17 protein-coding genes are annotated in these 17,889 nt (G+C 65.4%); 4 read left to right on the forward strand and 13 right to left on the reverse strand.

Going from position 1 to position 17,889, the window contains the following annotated elements; genetic code table 11:
• Positions 1 to 81 precede the first annotated feature (81 nt).
• Positions 82 to 735, reverse strand: coding sequence for a helix-turn-helix domain-containing protein (locus V3B48_RS00160; protein ID WP_329892902.1), 654 nt, complete (start codon positions 733 to 735; stop codon positions 82 to 84).
• A 123-nt stretch (positions 736 to 858) separates the two neighbouring features.
• Here V3B48_RS00160 and V3B48_RS00165 point away from each other — a divergent pair, with 123 nt between their 5' ends.
• Complete coding sequence (locus tag V3B48_RS00165) at positions 859 to 3,147, forward strand: TonB-dependent receptor (RefSeq protein WP_329892903.1); 2,289 nt, start codon at positions 859 to 861, stop codon at positions 3,145 to 3,147.
• A gap of 17 nt (positions 3,148 to 3,164) precedes the next feature.
• The gene (locus tag V3B48_RS00170; RefSeq protein ID WP_329892904.1) at positions 3,165 to 4,061 is read left to right on the forward strand and encodes a tyrosine-protein phosphatase; all 897 of its coding nucleotides are present in this window, start codon (positions 3,165 to 3,167) and stop codon (positions 4,059 to 4,061) included.
• Positions 4,062 to 4,114: 53 nt separating this feature from the next.
• On the opposite strand, the gene V3B48_RS00175 is transcribed toward V3B48_RS00170, so the two are convergent.
• From V3B48_RS00175 to V3B48_RS00190, 4 genes are all read right to left on the reverse strand, one after another.
• Positions 4,115 to 5,779 (reverse strand): tyrosinase family protein, encoded by a 1,665-nt coding sequence (locus V3B48_RS00175; protein ID WP_329892905.1) that lies wholly within the window; start codon positions 5,777 to 5,779, stop codon positions 4,115 to 4,117.
• A 276-nt stretch (positions 5,780 to 6,055) separates the two neighbouring features.
• Entirely contained in the window at positions 6,056 to 6,313 is a 258-nt protein-coding gene (locus V3B48_RS00180; protein WP_032127215.1) for a hypothetical protein, read from the reverse strand.
• The gene (locus tag V3B48_RS00185) at positions 6,310 to 7,662 is read right to left on the reverse strand and encodes a membrane protein (RefSeq protein WP_049461047.1); all 1,353 of its coding nucleotides are present in this window, start codon (positions 7,660 to 7,662) and stop codon (positions 6,310 to 6,312) included. Before V3B48_RS00185 ends, V3B48_RS00180 begins: the two co-directional genes overlap by 4 nt.
• A gap of 20 nt (positions 7,663 to 7,682) precedes the next feature.
• Positions 7,683 to 8,822, reverse strand: coding sequence for an SPFH domain-containing protein (locus V3B48_RS00190; protein ID WP_049401484.1), 1,140 nt, complete (start codon positions 8,820 to 8,822; stop codon positions 7,683 to 7,685).
• A gap of 216 nt (positions 8,823 to 9,038) precedes the next feature.
• Between V3B48_RS00190 and V3B48_RS00195 the strand changes: the two genes are divergently transcribed.
• Positions 9,039 to 10,085, forward strand: a complete 1,047-nt coding sequence (locus V3B48_RS00195; RefSeq protein WP_285302045.1) for a hypothetical protein — start codon at positions 9,039 to 9,041, stop codon at positions 10,083 to 10,085.
• A gap of 22 nt (positions 10,086 to 10,107) precedes the next feature.
• On the opposite strand, the gene V3B48_RS00200 is transcribed toward V3B48_RS00195, so the two are convergent.
• The 6 genes from V3B48_RS00200 to V3B48_RS00225 all read right to left on the reverse strand — a co-directional run bounded on the left by V3B48_RS00200 (position 10,108) and on the right by V3B48_RS00225 (position 15,518).
• Entirely contained in the window at positions 10,108 to 11,400 is a 1,293-nt protein-coding gene (locus V3B48_RS00200; RefSeq protein WP_285302046.1) for a transporter, read from the reverse strand.
• 46 nt (positions 11,401 to 11,446) lie between these two features.
• A complete protein-coding gene (locus V3B48_RS00205; RefSeq protein WP_329892906.1) occupies positions 11,447 to 12,196 on the reverse strand; it encodes a hypothetical protein in 750 nt (249 codons plus the stop codon).
• A 13-nt stretch (positions 12,197 to 12,209) separates the two neighbouring features.
• Positions 12,210 to 12,914, reverse strand: coding sequence for a C39 family peptidase (locus tag V3B48_RS00210; protein ID WP_180837209.1), 705 nt, complete (start codon positions 12,912 to 12,914; stop codon positions 12,210 to 12,212).
• 99 nt (positions 12,915 to 13,013) lie between these two features.
• A complete protein-coding gene (locus V3B48_RS00215) occupies positions 13,014 to 14,330 on the reverse strand; it encodes a hypothetical protein (RefSeq protein WP_012511147.1) in 1,317 nt (438 codons plus the stop codon).
• A 43-nt stretch (positions 14,331 to 14,373) separates the two neighbouring features.
• Positions 14,374 to 14,991, reverse strand: coding sequence for a hypothetical protein (locus tag V3B48_RS00220; RefSeq protein WP_121503352.1), 618 nt, complete (start codon positions 14,989 to 14,991; stop codon positions 14,374 to 14,376).
• Positions 14,988 to 15,518: a hypothetical protein gene (locus tag V3B48_RS00225; RefSeq protein WP_049422221.1), complete on the reverse strand. Its 531-nt coding sequence runs from the start codon at positions 15,516 to 15,518 to the stop codon at positions 14,988 to 14,990. The genes V3B48_RS00220 and V3B48_RS00225 overlap by 4 nt, the downstream gene beginning before the upstream one ends.
• Positions 15,519 to 15,914: 396 nt before the next feature.
• On the opposite strand from V3B48_RS00225, the gene V3B48_RS00230 reads away from it, so the two are divergent.
• Positions 15,915 to 17,270 carry a sigma-54 dependent transcriptional regulator gene (locus V3B48_RS00230; RefSeq protein ID WP_279911845.1) on the forward strand — a complete coding sequence of 452 codons (1,356 nt, stop codon included), beginning with the start codon at positions 15,915 to 15,917 and terminating at the stop codon, positions 17,268 to 17,270.
• Here V3B48_RS00230 and V3B48_RS00235 read toward each other — a convergent pair whose 3' ends face one another.
• Both V3B48_RS00235 and V3B48_RS00240 read right to left on the reverse strand, forming a co-directional pair.
• A complete protein-coding gene (locus tag V3B48_RS00235; protein WP_106468122.1) occupies positions 17,271 to 17,579 on the reverse strand; it encodes a hypothetical protein in 309 nt (102 codons plus the stop codon).
• The gene (locus V3B48_RS00240; RefSeq protein ID WP_285302049.1) at positions 17,572 to 17,889 is read right to left on the reverse strand and encodes a hypothetical protein; all 318 of its coding nucleotides are present in this window, start codon (positions 17,887 to 17,889) and stop codon (positions 17,572 to 17,574) included. The genes V3B48_RS00235 and V3B48_RS00240 overlap by 8 nt, the downstream gene beginning before the upstream one ends.

The following is a 17,889-nucleotide window of genomic DNA, read 5'->3' on the forward strand; positions in this document are numbered from 1 at the left end:
GCCCCGGGGGGGGGGCGCCCGCCCCCCGCCCCCCCCCCGCCGGCCCCGGGGGGCCCCCCCCCCCCCCCCCCCCCCCCCCCACTACCCCATCACACGACCAATGGCATCGGCCAGCAGGGCGCGGACCCGTTCTGGCGGCAGGTCGGGGTCGCGCACGGCACGCATGGCCAGGCCTTCCACCAGCAAACGCAGCAGCAGGGTGCGTCCGGCGATGCCTTCCTCGTCGACGCGCCGGCCTAGATTGAGGTCACGCTGGCGCAGCCAGGCATGGATCGCGGCGCTGGTCTGCTTGTCGTGGGTGCGCAGCACCTCGGCCAGCACAGGGTCGCGGTGAGCCTCGGCGTTGATTTCCGCATACAGCGCCACGCTGGCAATGGCATTGCCGTGGATCGGCAGCACCTCGCCGCGTGCCCATTGCTGGTAGCACGCGAGCAGGCCATCGACCAGATCCGAGGCCGCCGGCATCTCGCTGATCGAGGCCTGGTCGTGACGCAGCTGGCGTTCGATCAGGGCCAGGATCAGGGCGCGCTTGTTGGCGAAATAGCGGTACATCAGCCCCTGGCTGATCTCGGCCTCGGCGGCGATATCGCCGATGGAGCCGGCATGGAAACCGCGGGTGATGAAGCACTTCTGGGCGGCGTCGAGGATGCGACGGCGCTGGGCTTCGGCATGGGCGGCGGCAGGGGCGGCGGCAGGGGCGTCAGCGGGTACGGCTACGGCGGTTTTCGGCGTCATTGCGTGAAGTCGGGGCGTCCAGAGGCGGGATAGTACGTCACAAAAGGTGTGAATGAACGGTCATTCATTTGTAATTCCCGCCTCCCAGACTGCGCCGGCCTTCTCCTTCCGCGAATGAGTCCGATGCGCCACGCCCTGCTGCACCGCCCGCTGCTCACCCTCGCCATTGCCGCCGCGCTGCCGGCACTGGCCCATGCCGAAGACAGTCCCAGTGCCGACGCCGAGGCATCAGCCGAGGCCGCGCGCACTGTCGTTGCCCTCGACCAGGTGATGGTGACCGCGCAGAAACGCGCCACCAACCTGCAGGAGACCCCGATCTCGGTATCGGTGGTCGATGCCGAAGCGCTGAAGGACCGCAGCGCGATTTCGCTGGGCAGTCTGTCCGATGGCTCCATCCCGTCGCTGCGGGTCACGCCGTTCGCTACCCGCAGTTCGGCGCTGAACATCGGCATCCGTGGCATCGGCGCCTCCGGCGACGCCAACCAGCCGGCCCGCGACGCCGGCGTCGGTATCTACGTCGACGGGGTGTTCATGGGCCGCGCACAGGGCCTGGGCAACATGCTCTACGACGTGGAGCGTATTGAAGTACTGAAGGGCCCGCAGGGCACGCTGTTCGGCCGCAATACCGAAGGCGGCGCAGTGAGCATCGTGACCAAGGCGCCCACCGGCGAATTCGGCGGCAGCGTCAGCGCCGGCGTGTCCAACTTCAGCGGCTACAACAGTGCGCTGCACCTGGACCTGCCCAAGGTGGGCGATGTCAGCTTCAAGATCGACGCCGTGCAGGCCAAGCGTGGCGGCACCACCGACAACCCGATGCGCGGCGAGCGCGACTTCAACAGCTACGACAAGCGCGGCGCACGCCTGAGTGCGCTGTGGCAGCCGAGCGACGACTTCTCGCTGCTGTACGCGTTCGATCGCTCCTACGACGCCACCACGCCGTACCACACCCAGGTGCTGGTGCCGGGCGCGTACCTCAGCCCGTTGCAGAAGGCCGGTGCCAGCCTGGATCGCCGCGACAGCGCGATTCTCGGTGGACCGCAGGAAGACAACATCGGGCGTACCAGCGGCCATCTGTTGAACCTGTCGTGGACGCTGAATGACAACCTGGAGCTGAAGTCGATCAGCTCATACCGTGAACTCACCCAGGGCCAGTTCGACATGGGCCTGGTCGATGCGATTTCCGCTTACGGTGGTGCAGGGACGCCGTTCGGTCGTTACAGCCTGGCGCAGGTCTACCAGCACCAGTACAGCCAGGAATTCCAGCTGATCGGCAATACCTCGCAGGTGCAGTTCCTCGGCGGAGCGTTCTACTACCACGAGACTGCCGGTGACAATGCGCAGACCCCGAACATGCTGGTCTGGGGGCCGGGTGGCAACAGCTACACCGTGAATCCGGCGACCAACCCGCTGGATCTCTCGCGGGTACGCATCGACCGCGCCAGCAAAGCGTGGACGGACAGCCTGGGCGTGTTCGGCCAGGCCACGTGGACGCCGGAAGCACTGCTGCGCCTGCACCTGACTGCCGGCGGTCGCTACACCCGTGACGACAAGAAGGGCAGTCTGTACACCGTCAACGGCGCGGCGACGAATCTCGCTTTCAAGGACCGCTGGAGCCGTTTCGACCCGATGGTCAACATCGCCTACGACCTCGGCGAGCACGCGATGGTCTACGCCAAGTACAGCACGGGCTTCAAGGCCGGTGGTGCCAATTCGCGCTCGACCAACTACACCGCGTTCGGTCCGGAAGAAGTGACCGCCTACGAGCTCGGCTTCAAGTCGCAGTTCTGGGACAACCGCGCCCGCCTGAACCTGGCGCTGTTCGATTCGACCATCGCGCACAAACAAATGGACTTCTCGCTGCCGTTCGACCCGAACAGCGGCGAAACCCGCACCACCATGGTCACCACCAATGCACTGAGCGATGGCAAGTCCCGGGGTGCGGAGCTGGAGTTCAACGTGATGCCGGTCGACAACCTCACGCTCGGCCTCAACTACGCCTACACGAAGATCGATGCGCAGACAGCAACCGACCCGTTCGGTGCGGGCGTGCAGGTGACCGTGCAGCCGCTGCTGGCGCCGAAGAACGCCGGCAGCCTGTCGGTCGACTATCTGGTCCCGTTCGCCAACTTCTCGGCGCTGAAATTCCATGTGGACGGCAACTGGTCCGATGGCTACTACACCAGCGAGTACGACCAGATGCTGACCGACAGCTCGTTCGTGGTGAATGCACGGGTGGCGCTGGTGGACGTTCCGGTCAGCAGCACCGGCACCACGATGTCGTTCTCGCTGTGGGCGCGCAATCTGCTGGATGAGCAGCACCTGTTCTACAAGCTCAACAGCCCGGCGCTGGGCCAGACCGGCATCTTCAATGACCCGCGCACCTTCGGTCTGGACGTGGCCGTCAACTTCTGATTCGAACGGAGAACTCCATGAAGCACCGCTCTACCGAACTTGTCCTGGCCCTGATGCTCAGCCTGCCGCTGGCCGTGACCGCCGTTGCTGCCGATGCACCGCAGGCCACCGCCGCAAAGCCGACGGTCGCTGCCAACGTGAAGCCGGTCGCTGCCGACGCGCAGCGGGTGATCCCGCTGCAGGGAGCCTGGAACGTGCGCACCTTCGCCGGCCTGCAGGGCCGCCATGGCCCGATTCCGGCCGATGCGTTCGTGCGCACCGCCGATCTCGGCCGCCTCACCGATGCCGACCGCGACGCCCTGGCCGCGGCCGGCGTGAAGCTGGACATCGACCTGCGCACCGCCGATGAGGAAGCGCAGTCACCGGACCTGCTGGCCAGGGATGATCGCTTCGATTACCAGCGCATCTCGCTGATGGGCACGGAGAAGATGGACCTGCAGAAGATGATGACCAGCTTCCCCGATTCGCTGGGCGAAGCCTATGTGCAGTGGCTGGGCCACAGCCAGCTGCAGTTCAAGCAGGTGTTCCAGCGCATCGCCGCGCAGCAGGATGGCGCCGTGCTGTTCCATTGCACGGCCGGCAAGGACCGTACCGGCATCATCGCTGGCCTGCTGCTGGACCTGGCGGGCGTGCCGAAGGCCGAGATCGTGCACAACTACGCGATCTCCGCGCACTATCTGGAAGGGCAGCCGAAGGACAGTGCGATGAACGCGCAGATCATGGCGCTGGTCAAGCAGAATCCCGAGATCGCCCGCAAGATGGCCGGTATGGCCGGTACCGCACCGGACAACATGGAGCAGTTCCTGGCGGCGTTGCACAGCCAGTACGGTGGTGCGGAAGGGTACCTGAAGTCGATCGGAGTGAGCGAGCAGGAGATCCAGCAGTTGAAGGTACGGCTGGGGCAGGCTGGCTGAAGACTGCCAGGCTGAAGGCAGGTGCCGGACAGCCCGGCACCTGCCGTGCGTCATCACGGCTGCGGCGGCGCTACCAGGATGGCGGCATCCAGTACCGGGAATGTCCGCGGTGCCTGGCCGGACGATGCAACCAGGCGGATCTCCAGCGTGGTCGTTCCCCCATCGGCGGCATTCAGCGCCTGCAGGGCCCCCAGTTTCTGCGGCAGCGGCACCGCGAACGTTGTTGGGTGGCTGTGATCCATCCCGGCCATGGTCGGCCCGAAGAACGATACGGTGCCGGCGTAGTACGGACTGTCGGCCGCCACGGAGGCGGTGCCCGCCGGTGCGTTGATCAGCACGTCGAACTCGCGCGTATTGTTCAAACCGCGTGGTCGCTCCAGGGTCACTTCGGCAATCAACTGGCGCGGGCCCGATGTGGTCAGGTGCGCGCGCACCGCCTCATTGGGGACAGCCACGCGGACGGCGCCATCGGAGCGTGTGCCGCGCACCAGCCGCACCGCGCCGGCAGCTGCTGGCAGCGTGACCGCCTCCAGCATGTCGTTGCGGCGCGCATAGACGTAGTCGTAGTCGAAGGCCGTGGTGGAGAAGAACGCGCTGGCCGGACGCTCGCCAACGGGCTTGCCCTGTGCATCGACGAAGAACCGGAACGGTTCGTTCATGAACTGGCGCCGCTGGTCGACATTGACGGGCATGATCGGCTTGCCGCGGGATTGCTGCAGCTGGTTCCACACATCCCACAGGCGGTCCATGTTGGCGTGGTGCAGGTAGAAGATCGGATCGAGTGGTGACAGGAAGTTGGTCATGTTGCCGTAGGGGCCGGGATCGACCGCGCCGACGCCACCGATGCAGTTGTGCACCTTGTTGTGCGGGAATCCTTCCAGTACCGAGAATTTCGTGGCGCCGTCAGGCTGCACCACGTGCGAGGCCGTACGCGAGCTGGTGAAGCTGCGGCTGACATCGTCGTTGTAGAACTCGACCGGCGACAGCCCCGCGTGGATGGTGTCGGGAGACACGGCCGAAGCGGTCTTTGCATCGAAGCCGGGATTCTCGCGCCAGAGGTAGCGGGCGCCGCAGGTGATCGCATAGGCCGCATTGCCCGAGATGCCGGTCTTTTCCGCGACGCTGTAGCCGGTTACATCGTTCCAGACATCGTCTGCAGTGAGGTAGCCGCGGAACTTGAGCTGGCCGCGTTGGCCTGCATCCAGCGTGTCCCAGTAGCGCTGCAACGCCGGGCGCATGAACCGGGTGAAGACCGCCAGGTTGCGGGTATACGGCGCATAGGCGCTGTCAGTGGGCGTCAATACGCCGTCGAACATCGCCGGGGGAATCCGTGGCAGCTCGGTCCAGTCCCAGTAGGGCATGGCGAACTGCGGATCACCGCTGAGCGTACGGATGGTCTGTTCGAAGTAGCCGACATAGCCCCGGTGCCAGACATAGAACCACCAGTTGCCGTGCGGGCAGTCCATCAGATGCACGAAGGCGTTGCGGAACCAGTTGCGTGGATCGTCTGCCGGCAGTGCCAACATGGCCTTGATGCCACGCGCGTAGCTGGCCAGCATGCGCTGGCCTTCGGGGCTGGTGACGTTGTAGCGGTGGTAGCGCGCCTGCGCGGCCTTTCCGGCCGGTGCGGCGCCGCTGGCCCAGGCCCCGGGCGCCACCAGTGACGCCAATGAAGCGCTGGCGGTGGTGGCAAGAAAATCACGACGTGTGTAGCGCATAGCCTTCCCCCTGGTGATTGGTTGAACCGCGTTGGGTTACAAATCACTGGCAGGGCCGGCGGCAGCGTGGCGGCCGACCCGACGGGGACATCCAGCCCCGCCGCTTCCACCGGCAGGTGCAACGATGGCCGGGGTGGAAGCGGCGGTAGTATAGGCATGGCAAACAAAGCTGATCTGCGAAGCAGGCCACAGTCGCAGGCGCGTACACATCTGCCCGGCTGAAGCTGTTCACCGTCGTCGTTGCGACGTTGTCGATCAGCCAGGCATGGCCTGGCTCTACTGGTCGGGTTTCACCCTTGCCACCCGTTTCCGGTACTCGTACACGTTGTCACCGCGTATGCGCTTTTCCTCGGTGCCGGTGACCCGGCCCACCTGCTGGTCTGAACCGGTCACGGGCTGCGCCTCGATTTCGGTCTCGTGCTCGAAGGAATGTGATTTGTCGGTGTTGCGGTAATAGCGGTACAACGCCCAGTACAGCGCGGTTGCGCCGGCCGGACCTGCCGCCAACAGCCAGAGGCCACTGTCGTCGCTCATGTCGATGCCACCAGGAAGGCAATTGCGAGGGCTTCAATGACGGTGCCGGTGGCAAGGGCCGCCAGCAGCATCTTCCATTGCTGCACGGGCACGCTGCCCATGGTTTCGCCGGTACGGCCGTTCACCGCGATGTAGTGCAGCATGCCGCCGTTCTTGCCAGGCTGATGGTACGAGTACAGCCAGACCGGCAGGTACATCGACACCCAGCGGGTGCCATGCACCTCCAGCTGTTCCTGCTCCCAGCGCACGCCGCGGTTGTAGCGCTTCACCGAGCCTTCCACCTGTGCGCGGGCAATCGACAGCAGCTGGTCTTCCAGCCGCGGCCGCAGCTTTTCCACATCCAGGTTGCGCTTCTCCGAAGTGAAGCCGGCCAGGTAGGAGGCGTTCCATTTCACCGCGTTCTTGGTATCGAACGGCAGGATGGTGTTGATGATGTTGTTGGTGTTGGCGCGGGTATCCAGGTTGCCGCGCTCGGCCGAGGATTCCAGCGGAAGATCGTCGACGGTGAAATCGACCTGGCGTTCGACCTGGTAGACATCGGCGTCGTAGAGGGTGCGCTTGTTCTTCTCGCTGCCGACCGTGTACTCACGGGTCTTGATCTCGCCTTTGCCGGCCACCGCAGCGCTGACATTGCTGTCGACGATCATGTAGGGCAGGAACACGCCCACCACGTTTTCAGGGGTGAACTGGTCCTTGAACGCCTTCAGCGCGAACATCCGGCGCTTGTCGACGAACTGGCGGATGCGCGCGACCGCATCGTCCTTCTTGATGTGGAAGGGCAGCACCGCATCGGGTACCGCGCCATTGGCAATCTGCTCGTTGACGCCGAAGACGTGGCGGCACCAGTGGCAGCGCGCCGTCATCGTGCTTTCGGTGTTGACCGTGACTTCTGCGCCACAGCCCGTGCACTTGAACGTCATCAACGCCGAGGTGTCGGCATCGATGTCGCGTGCGCCGGAGGCGATGACGGTGCCGCGCAGCTGGTCGATGGCCTCGCCCAGCCCAAACTCCTCCTCGACGCGTGCGCCATGCCATTCGTGACGGCAGTACAGGCAGACCAGGATATCGGTACCGGCCTTGGGCCGGATGTCGGTGGCGCCGCATTTGGGGCAGCGGTTGAGGCCGTCCTTCAGCTCGCTGGCCGAAGTATCGATGGCCACAGGATCGGGCGCTTCCACTTCATCGCGGATCGCCTGCGGCAGCTTCGAGGTGTCCAGCGGGAAGCTGCCGGGCAGGGGAGGGACGTCCTGCGGCGAACCGGGCCCATCCAACGACGCCGCCGGCAAGGGCGGCGGCGTCGCGGGCGCGGATCCGGGCAGCGGCGGTGGGCCGTTTCGGGGATCGGACATGTTCGTTGTGCGTCCTGCTGTTACAGGCCCAGTGCCTTGGCTTTCAGGGCGTCATAGTCGCTCTGGGTGATCAGGCCCAGGTCCAGCATTTCCTTGGCCTTCTTCAGCTTGGCGACCGGGTCATCCGCGGCCGGAGTGACCGGCTGCTGCATGCCACCGACACCGAACATGCCCGACGCCATGCCGACGCCGACCAGACCGGCCGCGCCGCCGTTCTCACCAGCCGACTGGATGCCCTGGGCGACACTGGCCTGCAGGTTGGAATTGCCGCGCGAGCCCGACAGGGCATCGGCGCGCTGCACGGTCTTCAGCAGTTCGCGGGTATTGGCGTCGTATTCAATCGAGACGATAGCGGTCTTGACGATGGCCAGGCCACGGTCGGACTTCCACTGGTAACCCTGTTCGACCGCAGCCGACAGGCTCTGCGCGAAGCCCAGCGAGTCCTGCTGCAGCTTGGTGATGCGGTTGCCCTTGCTGGGATCGTTCGTATACAGGCTGAAGGCCGGGGCCAGCGAACCGACCACTTCATTGAACAGCTGGCTGGCGGCGGCGTTGTCCAGGTCGGTGAAGTCGAACACCTGGCCCGGCTGCAGGTAGCTGGCCGGCACGAAGTTCTTCACGAACAGGATCGGGTCGACGATCTTCAGCGTGTACGAACCACGCGTGACCGCGCCGACCTGGGTATTGAGGAAGCCGTCGTCCCAGTAGATTTCCGATTGGGTGCCGAAGCGGTTATCCGGCAGTTCCTTCAGCGAGACAAAGTAGGCCGCCTGCTGCGAGCCCGGCTGGCCGCCGAACTTGAAGCGCTCCCAGCTCTGCTTGATGAAGGTGCTGACCAGGCCGTCACCGGCGAAGATCGACTGCGAGTTCAGATCGTCAGAGCGCCACTCGTAGCCGCCCGGTTCGGCGACGAACGCGGTGATCGCGCCGTCCTGGAACAGCAGCAGGCCATAGCCCTCCGGCACGATGATCTTCGAGCCGTTGGTGATGATGTTGGACGAGCCGCTGGTGTTGGAGCCGCGGCCGGCATTGGTGCCCTGCGGCACGGCCGCGAACAGCGCCGCCGTGGACGGCAGGCCCGCCGGCACGGTGTAGAAGTCCTTCCACTGGTCGGCCAGCACACCGCCAACCGCACCCTTCACCGCCTGTACCAGACCCATGACCAACTCCCTGTGATTCGAGGGCAGGCACCATGCCTGCCGAGCTGGACTGAATATAGCAGTGGCCGGGGGCGGCTGTGGTGCCGGTGGGTGAATCAGGGACTGTGTTGGCGCGGTCATCCCGCCAACGGGGCGTCAAGCACCGGCAAGCACTCGTCTGGCGGAATCCGCTACAGTCCGGCGGGAATCTTAGCTAATCTTCAAGGATGGAATGACATGAGTTCCGGTGCAGCCTTCACGGCCAAGAACATCGACGATCTTGTCTCCCGGGTACACAAGAAGCGAGGCAGAAGGGGGGAACTTCAACAGCTTGCGGCGTTGTTCTCGCCCGGATTCTGGAAACCGTTCGAGGCGCTGATCCGCAGCGATAGTAGTTTCTCCAGCAGCAATGGCATGAAAAGGACGGTCGAAGTCAGCCTCGGTTACATTGACAAAATCCCCATGGCCGGATTCACCAATGTTGTGAAGGACCATAGGGGCCAGGAGATAACCGAGCGGGTTGAGATTGGCGATGCGGCGGTCTTCTTCATCGACCGGCTTCAGATCCACTCTGGCACCTGCTTCGTGAGGGCTGCACGTGGCTTGATCCTGCAGGCCAAGGTGGTAGGAAACGCAAAAGGAAAAAAGCTGGTGACACCTGTCGTGTCGCTTCCTAGCAAGAAGAACGACTCGACATTGAAAGAGCTTGCTCTGCTTTCAGAGTGGCCCGCATTCGACCTCTACTTCGCTGCAGGGTCGAATGCGGCGCTACAGAACGGCTACCAAATTGGTGCCGGCAGTTACGTTCAATCCAAGCAAGCACCGCCGCACGCGTGGTACATCGGTGCTTCTTCTGATCCGAAGCGTCCTTTCAGTCCTCACTGGGTAGCAAGCGCTGCCAAACGGGGTGAGCCGTGCGACCAATCGCTTGGGACGTTGCTCGAAGCTCTGGTACGCACGGGCTCTCTGGCTTGCGGAAGAGAGGTGGGTGCGGATTTCACGTTTGACGCATCCCGGATCGCAGGCAGGAATGATTTCAAACTTGCATTCACCGCCTTACCGCCAGATTGGAGTGATCTTTGTCATCAGCTGATCCTGGCTTGCAACAAGTACGCTATGCCAAGCCATCTGCTGAACAAGGGAGAAGATGCCGGGCGCTTCAACACGGCCCATGCATGTTCAACGCCCTACCACCTGGTCTGGAATTGGCTGGTTGCGCGCTTTTCCCGAAAAAGAAGATTCCCTGTGGTTGTCATTTCGGTCAGTAGCCACGAAGGACGTTGATGAGGTCGCATGGCAGATGCAGCTACAACATGTACGGAATCTTGAACGCCAACGTGAAGTCCGGCGCATCCGGGGTCAACCCGATGCCCAGCAGCGTCACCAGCGTGGTGTGCTGGTTCAGCGCATAGGTCACGCCCAGGTTAAGTGATGCCGCATTGGCATCACTGCCGATTACCTTCATCCACTTGCCGCCCTGGAAGCGGGTGGAAGCGCGGGCGCTGATGCGGTCACTGAAGGACAGGCTCAGGCTGGTCCGCTCGTTGAATGCGAAGGCCACGCCTGCGCCGAAGTACACCGAGCCGCCCAGCTTCACATCGCCCGGGTTCACCGTGTCCGGATTACTGTCGATGTCGTCGAACCCGCGCGGGATGGAGTGCACGTAGCCGATGTTGGCAAACAGGATGGCCGGGTCGGCGGTCTTCACCATCGACAGGCCCAGGTTGGCCTGCCATACGCCATTGCCAGTGGGTTGCTCGCGCGGCACGGCGAAGCGGATGTAGTCGTCGTCATCGCGCTCGATCACCTTCCAGTCCAGGCCGTAGGGTGCGCGCCCGGTGGGGGCGGTGACGCCGGCGGTAAGCACGGTCTCAGGGCGCCAGCCGCGTTCGCCGAACAACCGGTAGTTCGCACTGAGCCCGATATCACCCAGGCCGTTGCCGTTGGTCTCTTCCTGTGCAATGGCGGCCGCTGCTCCGCCGGCGCCGCCCTTCTGGTATACGGTGCGCCGGGCCAGGTAAGGCACGTCCAGGTTGAGCGTCAGGTTCGGGCTGACACCCCAGCGGGCCGCCACGTTGTAGGTCAGCGAGTCGGACTCCACGTTCTCGATGGCGATATTGCCGAGGAAAATGGCGTCCAGCGCGAGGAAGCCGTTGAGGGTGAGCTGCTTGCGGTCGTAGCGGGCGTAGGTGAGGCTGTTCTCGATGGTGAAGCGGCGGGAGAACAGGGCCGATTGCTGTTGCTTCACGTCGTCCACGCTGCGCCGCGACTCCTGCTTGGCCTGTTGCGCCTCGGCGGCGGTACTGGCGTAGCCCTCGCTGCTCGGTGGGACCGCGGCGGCGGCCGCCTGCGCCAATGGCGCGGCCGGTGGGGCTGTGACCGGGCCAACCCGCCCGCTCAAGCGCGCCTGCATGGCCTGGACCTGCATGTCCAGTTCGCGTAACCGCCGCACTTCCTGTGCGTAGTTGGCCTTCAGCTGTTCCAGCTGGTTGGCCAGGGCCTGCACGTCAGCGCCATCGTCGGACGTCGGCGGTGCGGCAAGGGCGGTGCCCGTCAGCGCCGCCAGCGCCAACGGGGTGATCCTTATCAGGGTGTGCATGTTGGTGTCCTGCGTTGTGGAGCGTTTCCCCCAATGCCAGGCCCTGTTACTGGCCTGGCCCCATGCCGCGGTTCAACGCAATCGCCTGGGCCACGTTCTGGCTCAACGGCAGGTTGCTGCCCACGGCGTTGCGCACCAGCTCCAGCCGCAGCTGGTTACTGGCGATCTGGCCGTCACCGGCGAGGGCGATACCCTGGCCGACGCTGCCATTGCGGATCCACTGCTGCACCAGCCCCTGGCCATCCACCTGCAGCAGCAGGCGTGCCTGGTTGCCTTCCAGCATGGCGGTCGCGCTGGCGCCGGCCTGCTGCGCGGTGACGTTGCCTGCGCCATCAGAGAGAACGGCTGGCACGCCACCCTCGCGGACGGTCAGCGTGGTGACGTTGCGCGCGACATTGCCATCGCCGGCCACCTGCACGCTCTGCACCAGGCCGCTGGCGTTGGCCAGACCGCTGCTGTCGATGCTGCGTCCGTGGGTATCGGGCAGCGGCGCATCGGCTGCCGTGACATGCACGCTGGGCTGGAAACTCAGCTTCGGCACGCCACCACCACGGAAGTCCATGCCCAGGGTGAGGCTGCCCTGCAGCGTCGCGCCGTTGCTGGCCTGCCACTGCGACACCATGGTGACCCCGAACCAGGCAACGTTGTTGCCACCCACCGTGTAGCGCCCCCGCATCAGGCTCAGTTCCGGGTCCGGAATTTCCTTCAGGCCGCGACCGGGAGCGCCCTCTGCCGCCTGCAGGGGCAGGGCAGGGAAGGCCAGCAGCAGAGCCATCATCATCGGTTGGCGGAACATGGTCGAACCTCCTTCAGAACAGGTCGGCGTGGCTGAAGCCGAAGTCGACCAGTTCGGCATCGGTGATCGGCCCTTGCCGCGCGTAGAGCGCGCGGGCGCTTGGCCGTTCGCTGGGTTGCAGAAGAGCGGTGTTGCGATCGAAGTCGCTGCCGATCACCACGAAGACCGCGCGCGATGGCCAGGCGGCCAGGAACTCCGGAAGGGCCAGGCTGCGGTTGCCCAGGATCGGGTCGGCCACTTCCACGATGCCGTTGCGCACCTGCTTGAGCACCACGAAATGGCGGAAACCGCGCACGTCCATCAACACCAGCCCTGGCACGCGAAGGGTGCGCAGTCGTGTTTCATCGATGCGGTAGCCCCGACCGCGCATGCCCAGCGATTCCACGTAGCGCTTGATGTCGAGCAGCGAGAAGCCGCGCTCGGCTACCAGAGCGGGATCGGAGACCCCCATCATTCCCTCGATCACCGTCGCCTCGTCGGTATCAAGGTGGTAGGCGTGGCGCAGGATGGTGGCCAGCGCGGCGGCCCCGCAGCTGTAATCGGTGTGCTGCCGCACCACGTTGCGGTAGCGCCGCTCCTGCATGCTCTCCACCTTCTGCTGCAGCAACGCGCCATTGGGCAATACGCCGCTGAAGCGCACCTCGCCCGCCCACGCGGAGGCGGTACCCAGCAGCAACAGCATCGCCAGCAGGCGCAACGAGAGGCGGCAACGGATCATCACGTTCTCCGGCAGCAGGGGGGAGCCCCTGTCCCAAGGGGGAGGAGGAACAGGGGCTCCCGGGAACCCGGCCATTGGCGGACGGCCGGGGTGTTGCGCTTACTCGCCGCTGCCGCCACCGCCGCCGGTGCTGGGCTGGGCGACGGCCAGGGCCAGGCTGTTGGCCTGCAGGTTGCCGGTGCCCGCAGCAACGTTCACGCCGATGTTGCCGGAGGCGCCGGAGAAGGCACTGCCGGACAACGCCGAGGTGTTGGTGGCGTTGACGTTCACCCAGCGCGTGGTGCTGACCGTGCCGCTGAGGCTGGCGTACAGATCGGCCACGCCCAGTTCGACGAACTGGCTGGTGCCACTCTCACGCGTATCGAAGCCCAGGCCGCCCACTCCCGGCCGGTTGGGGTTCATCGTGGCGTTCTGGATCTCGTTGTCCAGGTCGATGTGGCCGGTGCTGTTGCCACCCGGATGTGGAAGCTCGCCATTCCATGTATCCAGATAGTAGTTGGCCATCTGGTAGGCGTTGCCGGTGCCGCGGTAGGTGCCCGCGCCATAGGCCAGGGTCAGGCCGCTGACGCCGCCACGCATGCCGACCTGCACGGTATCCGTGTAGGACTGCACGAAGCCGGCATTGCTGACCGTGTTGCCGGTGGAGACCTGGTTGGAGCTGATGCTCGACTGCGCCACCGCGGTGGTCGCTACCGAGGCCGCGAGCGCGTTCTTCTGCTCGTTGTTGTTGCCCGAGGCGATGTTCACGCCGATGTTGCCCGAAGCACCACCGAAGGCGTTGCCGCCGAGACCTGCGGCGTTGGTGACGCCGGAGTTCATGGTGGCGTTGCCGAAGCCGGCCTGGTTGACGAACACCTCGGCGTCGGCCATGCCGAAGCTGAAGGACGCGTCGGCAGCGGACAGCGACGCGGCATTGTCCTGCGCGTTGTTGTCGCCGGACACCACGTTGAAGCCGAGATTGCCCGAGGCGCCGGCACCCACGCTGTCACCGATGGAAGCACTGTTGGTGACCAGGCTGTTGCTGGTGGCGTTGTTGCTGATCGACTGGCGGTTGTCGATCACGGCAATGGCCGCCGAGTCGAGGTCGATGTCGCCGGTGATGTTCGGGTCACCGGAGAAATTGATGTCGGTGCTCAGCCGCAGGTCCTTCTCCAGGTTCACGTCGACGCCGTGGTTGTTCTTTTCCTTGCGTTCGTCGGCCTGGATGTTGCTGTGTTTCTGCACATTGACGTTGACGGTGCGGTTGCGTACGTCGTTGTCGGTGTGGTTGTGGGTGTCGTTGCGGGTCTCGCTGACGGTGTGGTTGTGATTGATGTTCGCGTTGGCGTTCTGGTTGTCCCAGCCATTGGCCGCAGCGGCGGTCGAGGCAGTGGCAATCGCCATGGCGAGCATGGTCTGTTTGACGGTCGCTTTCATGGTGCCCTCTCTCTCATCAGGTGGTGCATCGGTTGGGTGGTTGTCACGGGCGGTCCTGCACGACCAGGCCCAATACGTTGGCCGTGTCGTTGCCGTTGCCCGCGATCTGATTGAGTTGCAGGACCCCGTCGAATCCCCGCAGTGCGGTGCTGGCTACACCTGCGCTGCGGGTGCCCGTCGCGACGCCGTGACCGGTGTCGTCCCGCCCCCCTGCCAACGCGGAACCCTCGGCGGCCAAGGCCGTATCGTCGGTTTCGCGTATGCCCTGTCGGGCCAGCGTCGCGCTGACGACGTTGAGCGTCGTGTTGGCGATGCCGCTGGCCTGGTTGATGGATGCGATGCCACTGGCACCGGCCAGTGCGTCACCGCCAATGAATGCAGTGGCCTGCAGCGGCCCGGACAGCACGCGGTTGCCCTGCTGCAGCTGCCGCGCATTGATCGCGACGTCGGCGCGATCACCCTTGGCGATACCCCGTAGGTTGGCCTGCACGTTGAGGTCGCCGGCGGCCTGGTTCACGGCGATGGCGCCATTCGTTCCGGCAAGTGCGTGGCCGTCGATGCGGGCCACGTCGAGATAGGCGAGCATGCCGCTGTAGTCATCGGCCCGGGTCGCCCAGGGCGCGGCAGCGAGCAGCAGAAGCAACCCGTGCAGCGCCTTCATTTTCCACCTGCCGGGGCCGTGCCCTGCAGCGGGAACTGGGCCAGTGCGCCGCGCACGGTATCGGCGATACCGCGGGTGCTGCTGCCCACAGCACCGAGCGGTCCACTCATGGCACCCCCCAGATTGCTGCCGACCATGCCGTCGCCACTGCGGCCCAGCGTGCCGCCCAGGGCCTGCTGGGTGACCCGTTCAACAGTGGTGCCACCCGGCGCCGTGATGGACGCGGCCTGGCCGGCGCCCATGCCGGCATAGTCCTCATCGCTCAACTCGTCCATGCCGGTTGTTGTGCCGCCGGCACCCAATGCGGTGGCGATCTCGCGCTGCGGCTTCGGGTCGGCAATCAGCGCCATGCCCGGCGGTGCCATGCGGTATGCCGGGCGCGCGGATACATCCCGCAGCAGGACGATCTCGCCCGGTTGTGCCTTCACGCCTTGGCGGGCGCCGGATGCGGATGCGCCCGCGCCAACCGACAGCAGGGCCACTGCCAGTGCTGCGGCCAGGCCGCGAATCAGGGTGGAGCCGTCCATGCCGATCTCCCGCGATGGGTGCGGCGGAACCACGCATCAACCGTGCCAACTCCGAAGTGCCCACCGGCCAATGTCGGCACCGTGCCGCACCTGACCGGGCTGCTGCCACGCTGTTACAGGCACGTCGTGGAATTGTTGGGATTTCGAAGCCCCAGGCACCGCAGGGCAAGGGCGGCGGGCGACTGTCGCATCCGTGTTACAGGTGGCGTCGCGGTCTGCAACGGTGCCGCTTCAGCCAGGAATTTCTTGACGCACTGCTCATTGCGCCGCCGTTTAGGGAAGCGCTAGGATCCGCCCAACAAAGGCCGCCCCGGTGGCCGTAGAGGTCCCGGCGGGGGGCGGCACGCCGGTGATTGCCTGACAGTCCGCCGACGGTGTCCGGATGCTGGGGGAAGCATGGCAGCGGTCCCGGAGGCTTCAACGTCACGTTGCGTGCTCTGGTTTGGCGAGCCGTTGGCGAACGAGCGCAGTGCGCTGGCGGCAGCAGGCTGGTATGTGCGCAGCATCCGTCCCGATCCCGCCATGGCGATTGGCCTGCGCGGGCGCGATCGCTTGCTCGCCGTGCTCGATCTGCGCCACCTCGATGCGGTCGCGCTGCAGCTGCTGGTACCGTGGATCGAGCAGCACCAGCATCTACCCTGGCTGGCGGTACTGCCACCGGGTGCCGGACCTGCTTCAGCGGCCTGGCTGCCGTTGCTGCAGCGATGCCGTGCCCGCTTCACGCTGCCGTTCGGCCTGCAGGATCTGGTCTGCGCAATGCGCCAGCAGTTCGACGCAGATGATCCGCCTGTCGACGCAACCTGCAGCGGGCAGGGACCGCACGCATTGATTGGTGAAAGCGCTGCGCTGCATGCGGTGCGCACGGTGCTGCACAAGTTCGCGCCGGTGGAGCTGCCGGTGCTGGTCACCGGCGAAACCGGTACAGGCAAGGAACTGGCCGCACATGCGCTGCATGCGTTGTCGGGGCGTGCTGGCAGGCCTTTCATTGCGGTGAACTGTGGTGCGATTCCGGCCAACCTGGTGCAGTCGGAGCTGTTCGGCCACGAACGTGGCTCGTTCACCGGTGCCGACAAGCGGCAGATCGGCGTGTTCGAATCCGCGCACGGCGGCACGGTGTTTCTGGACGAAGTCGGTGACCTGCCGTCGGAGGCACAGACCAGCCTGTTGCGTGTACTGCAGGAAGGCACCTTCGAGCGCGTCGGCAGCAGCCAGCCGTTGCGGGCGGATGTGAGAGTGCTGGCTGCCACCCACGTGGAACTGGAACACGCGGTGGCGCAGGGCCGGTTCCGCAGCGATCTCTACTACCGTCTGAACGTGCTGCGCCTGCTCATGCCACCATTGCGTGAGCGCGGTGCCGATGTGCAGCTGCTGGCCGAACACTTCCTGCGCTGTTTCCGGCAGCGCCACAGCGTGCGTGCACGCGGCTTTGCGCCGGCCGCACTGCAGGCCATGCGGCGTTTCGAATGGCCCGGCAACGTACGCGAACTGCTCAATCGCGTGCAGCGTGCGGCGATCATGGCCGAGGGCGAGCTGATCAGCGAGCGTGACCTGGAGCTGGGCGCATCGGTGGCGGTCCTGCCTGGGGCGATGCTGCACGATGCGCGGGGCCAGGCCGAGCGCGATGTGCTGCTGCAGACCCTGCGCCAGACCGGCTACAACGTTTCCGAGTGCGCGCGGCAGATGCAGATCTCGCGGGTGACGGTGTATCGCCTATGCCGCAAGCACCGGTTGGAGCTGCCTGCGCAGCGCTGATCAGCCGGCCGCCAGGTGCTTGAACAGGCGCAACGGCTTGCCCGTGACGCGCTCGATCACGCCCTTGGCTTCCAGGTCCAGCTGCACGGCCTTCAACCACCAGCCGGCGGTGGCGCCTGCCGGGAACAGGGCGGCGGGCAGGTGCGGCAGCAGCGCCTGCTTGGCCTGCGCAACGGTCAGGCCTGGAGGTTGCGCAGGCAGGGCCTGCAGCAAGGCATGGCGCATGGCGAGATACTTGGCACGATCCACGCGCTGGATGTGCCCGGGCGTGGTGATGCTCTCGATCTCGATCCGCTCGGGCTCAGACATGGCTATCTCCCGCGACTTCGATGCGTGGGCTGCGGAAGCCCATGGCGATCCACGCCTTCATCAACCGTGCATGGAACCGCAGCGACCGGGTCTGCAGGTTCGGCACATCGTCCGGAAGGACAGACGCATCAGGAAGATCACTGACCATCGTCCGCATCTCCACGGCGGGTCTTGCCGATGCGGGCCACAGCAGGCCATACAGGCTCAGCCAATGGCCGCCACTGAACTCCAGGAACAGCGGCGTATTGCAGCAGCCCGCCAGGACGCGGCGGCTGCCGCCCCTGCTGGACAAGCGCAACGCACGCAGCAT

The organism is Stenotrophomonas sp. SMYL20, assembly GCF_036320045.1.
In the GTDB taxonomy this organism is placed as follows: Bacteria; Pseudomonadota; Gammaproteobacteria; order Xanthomonadales; family Xanthomonadaceae; genus Stenotrophomonas; species Stenotrophomonas maltophilia_A.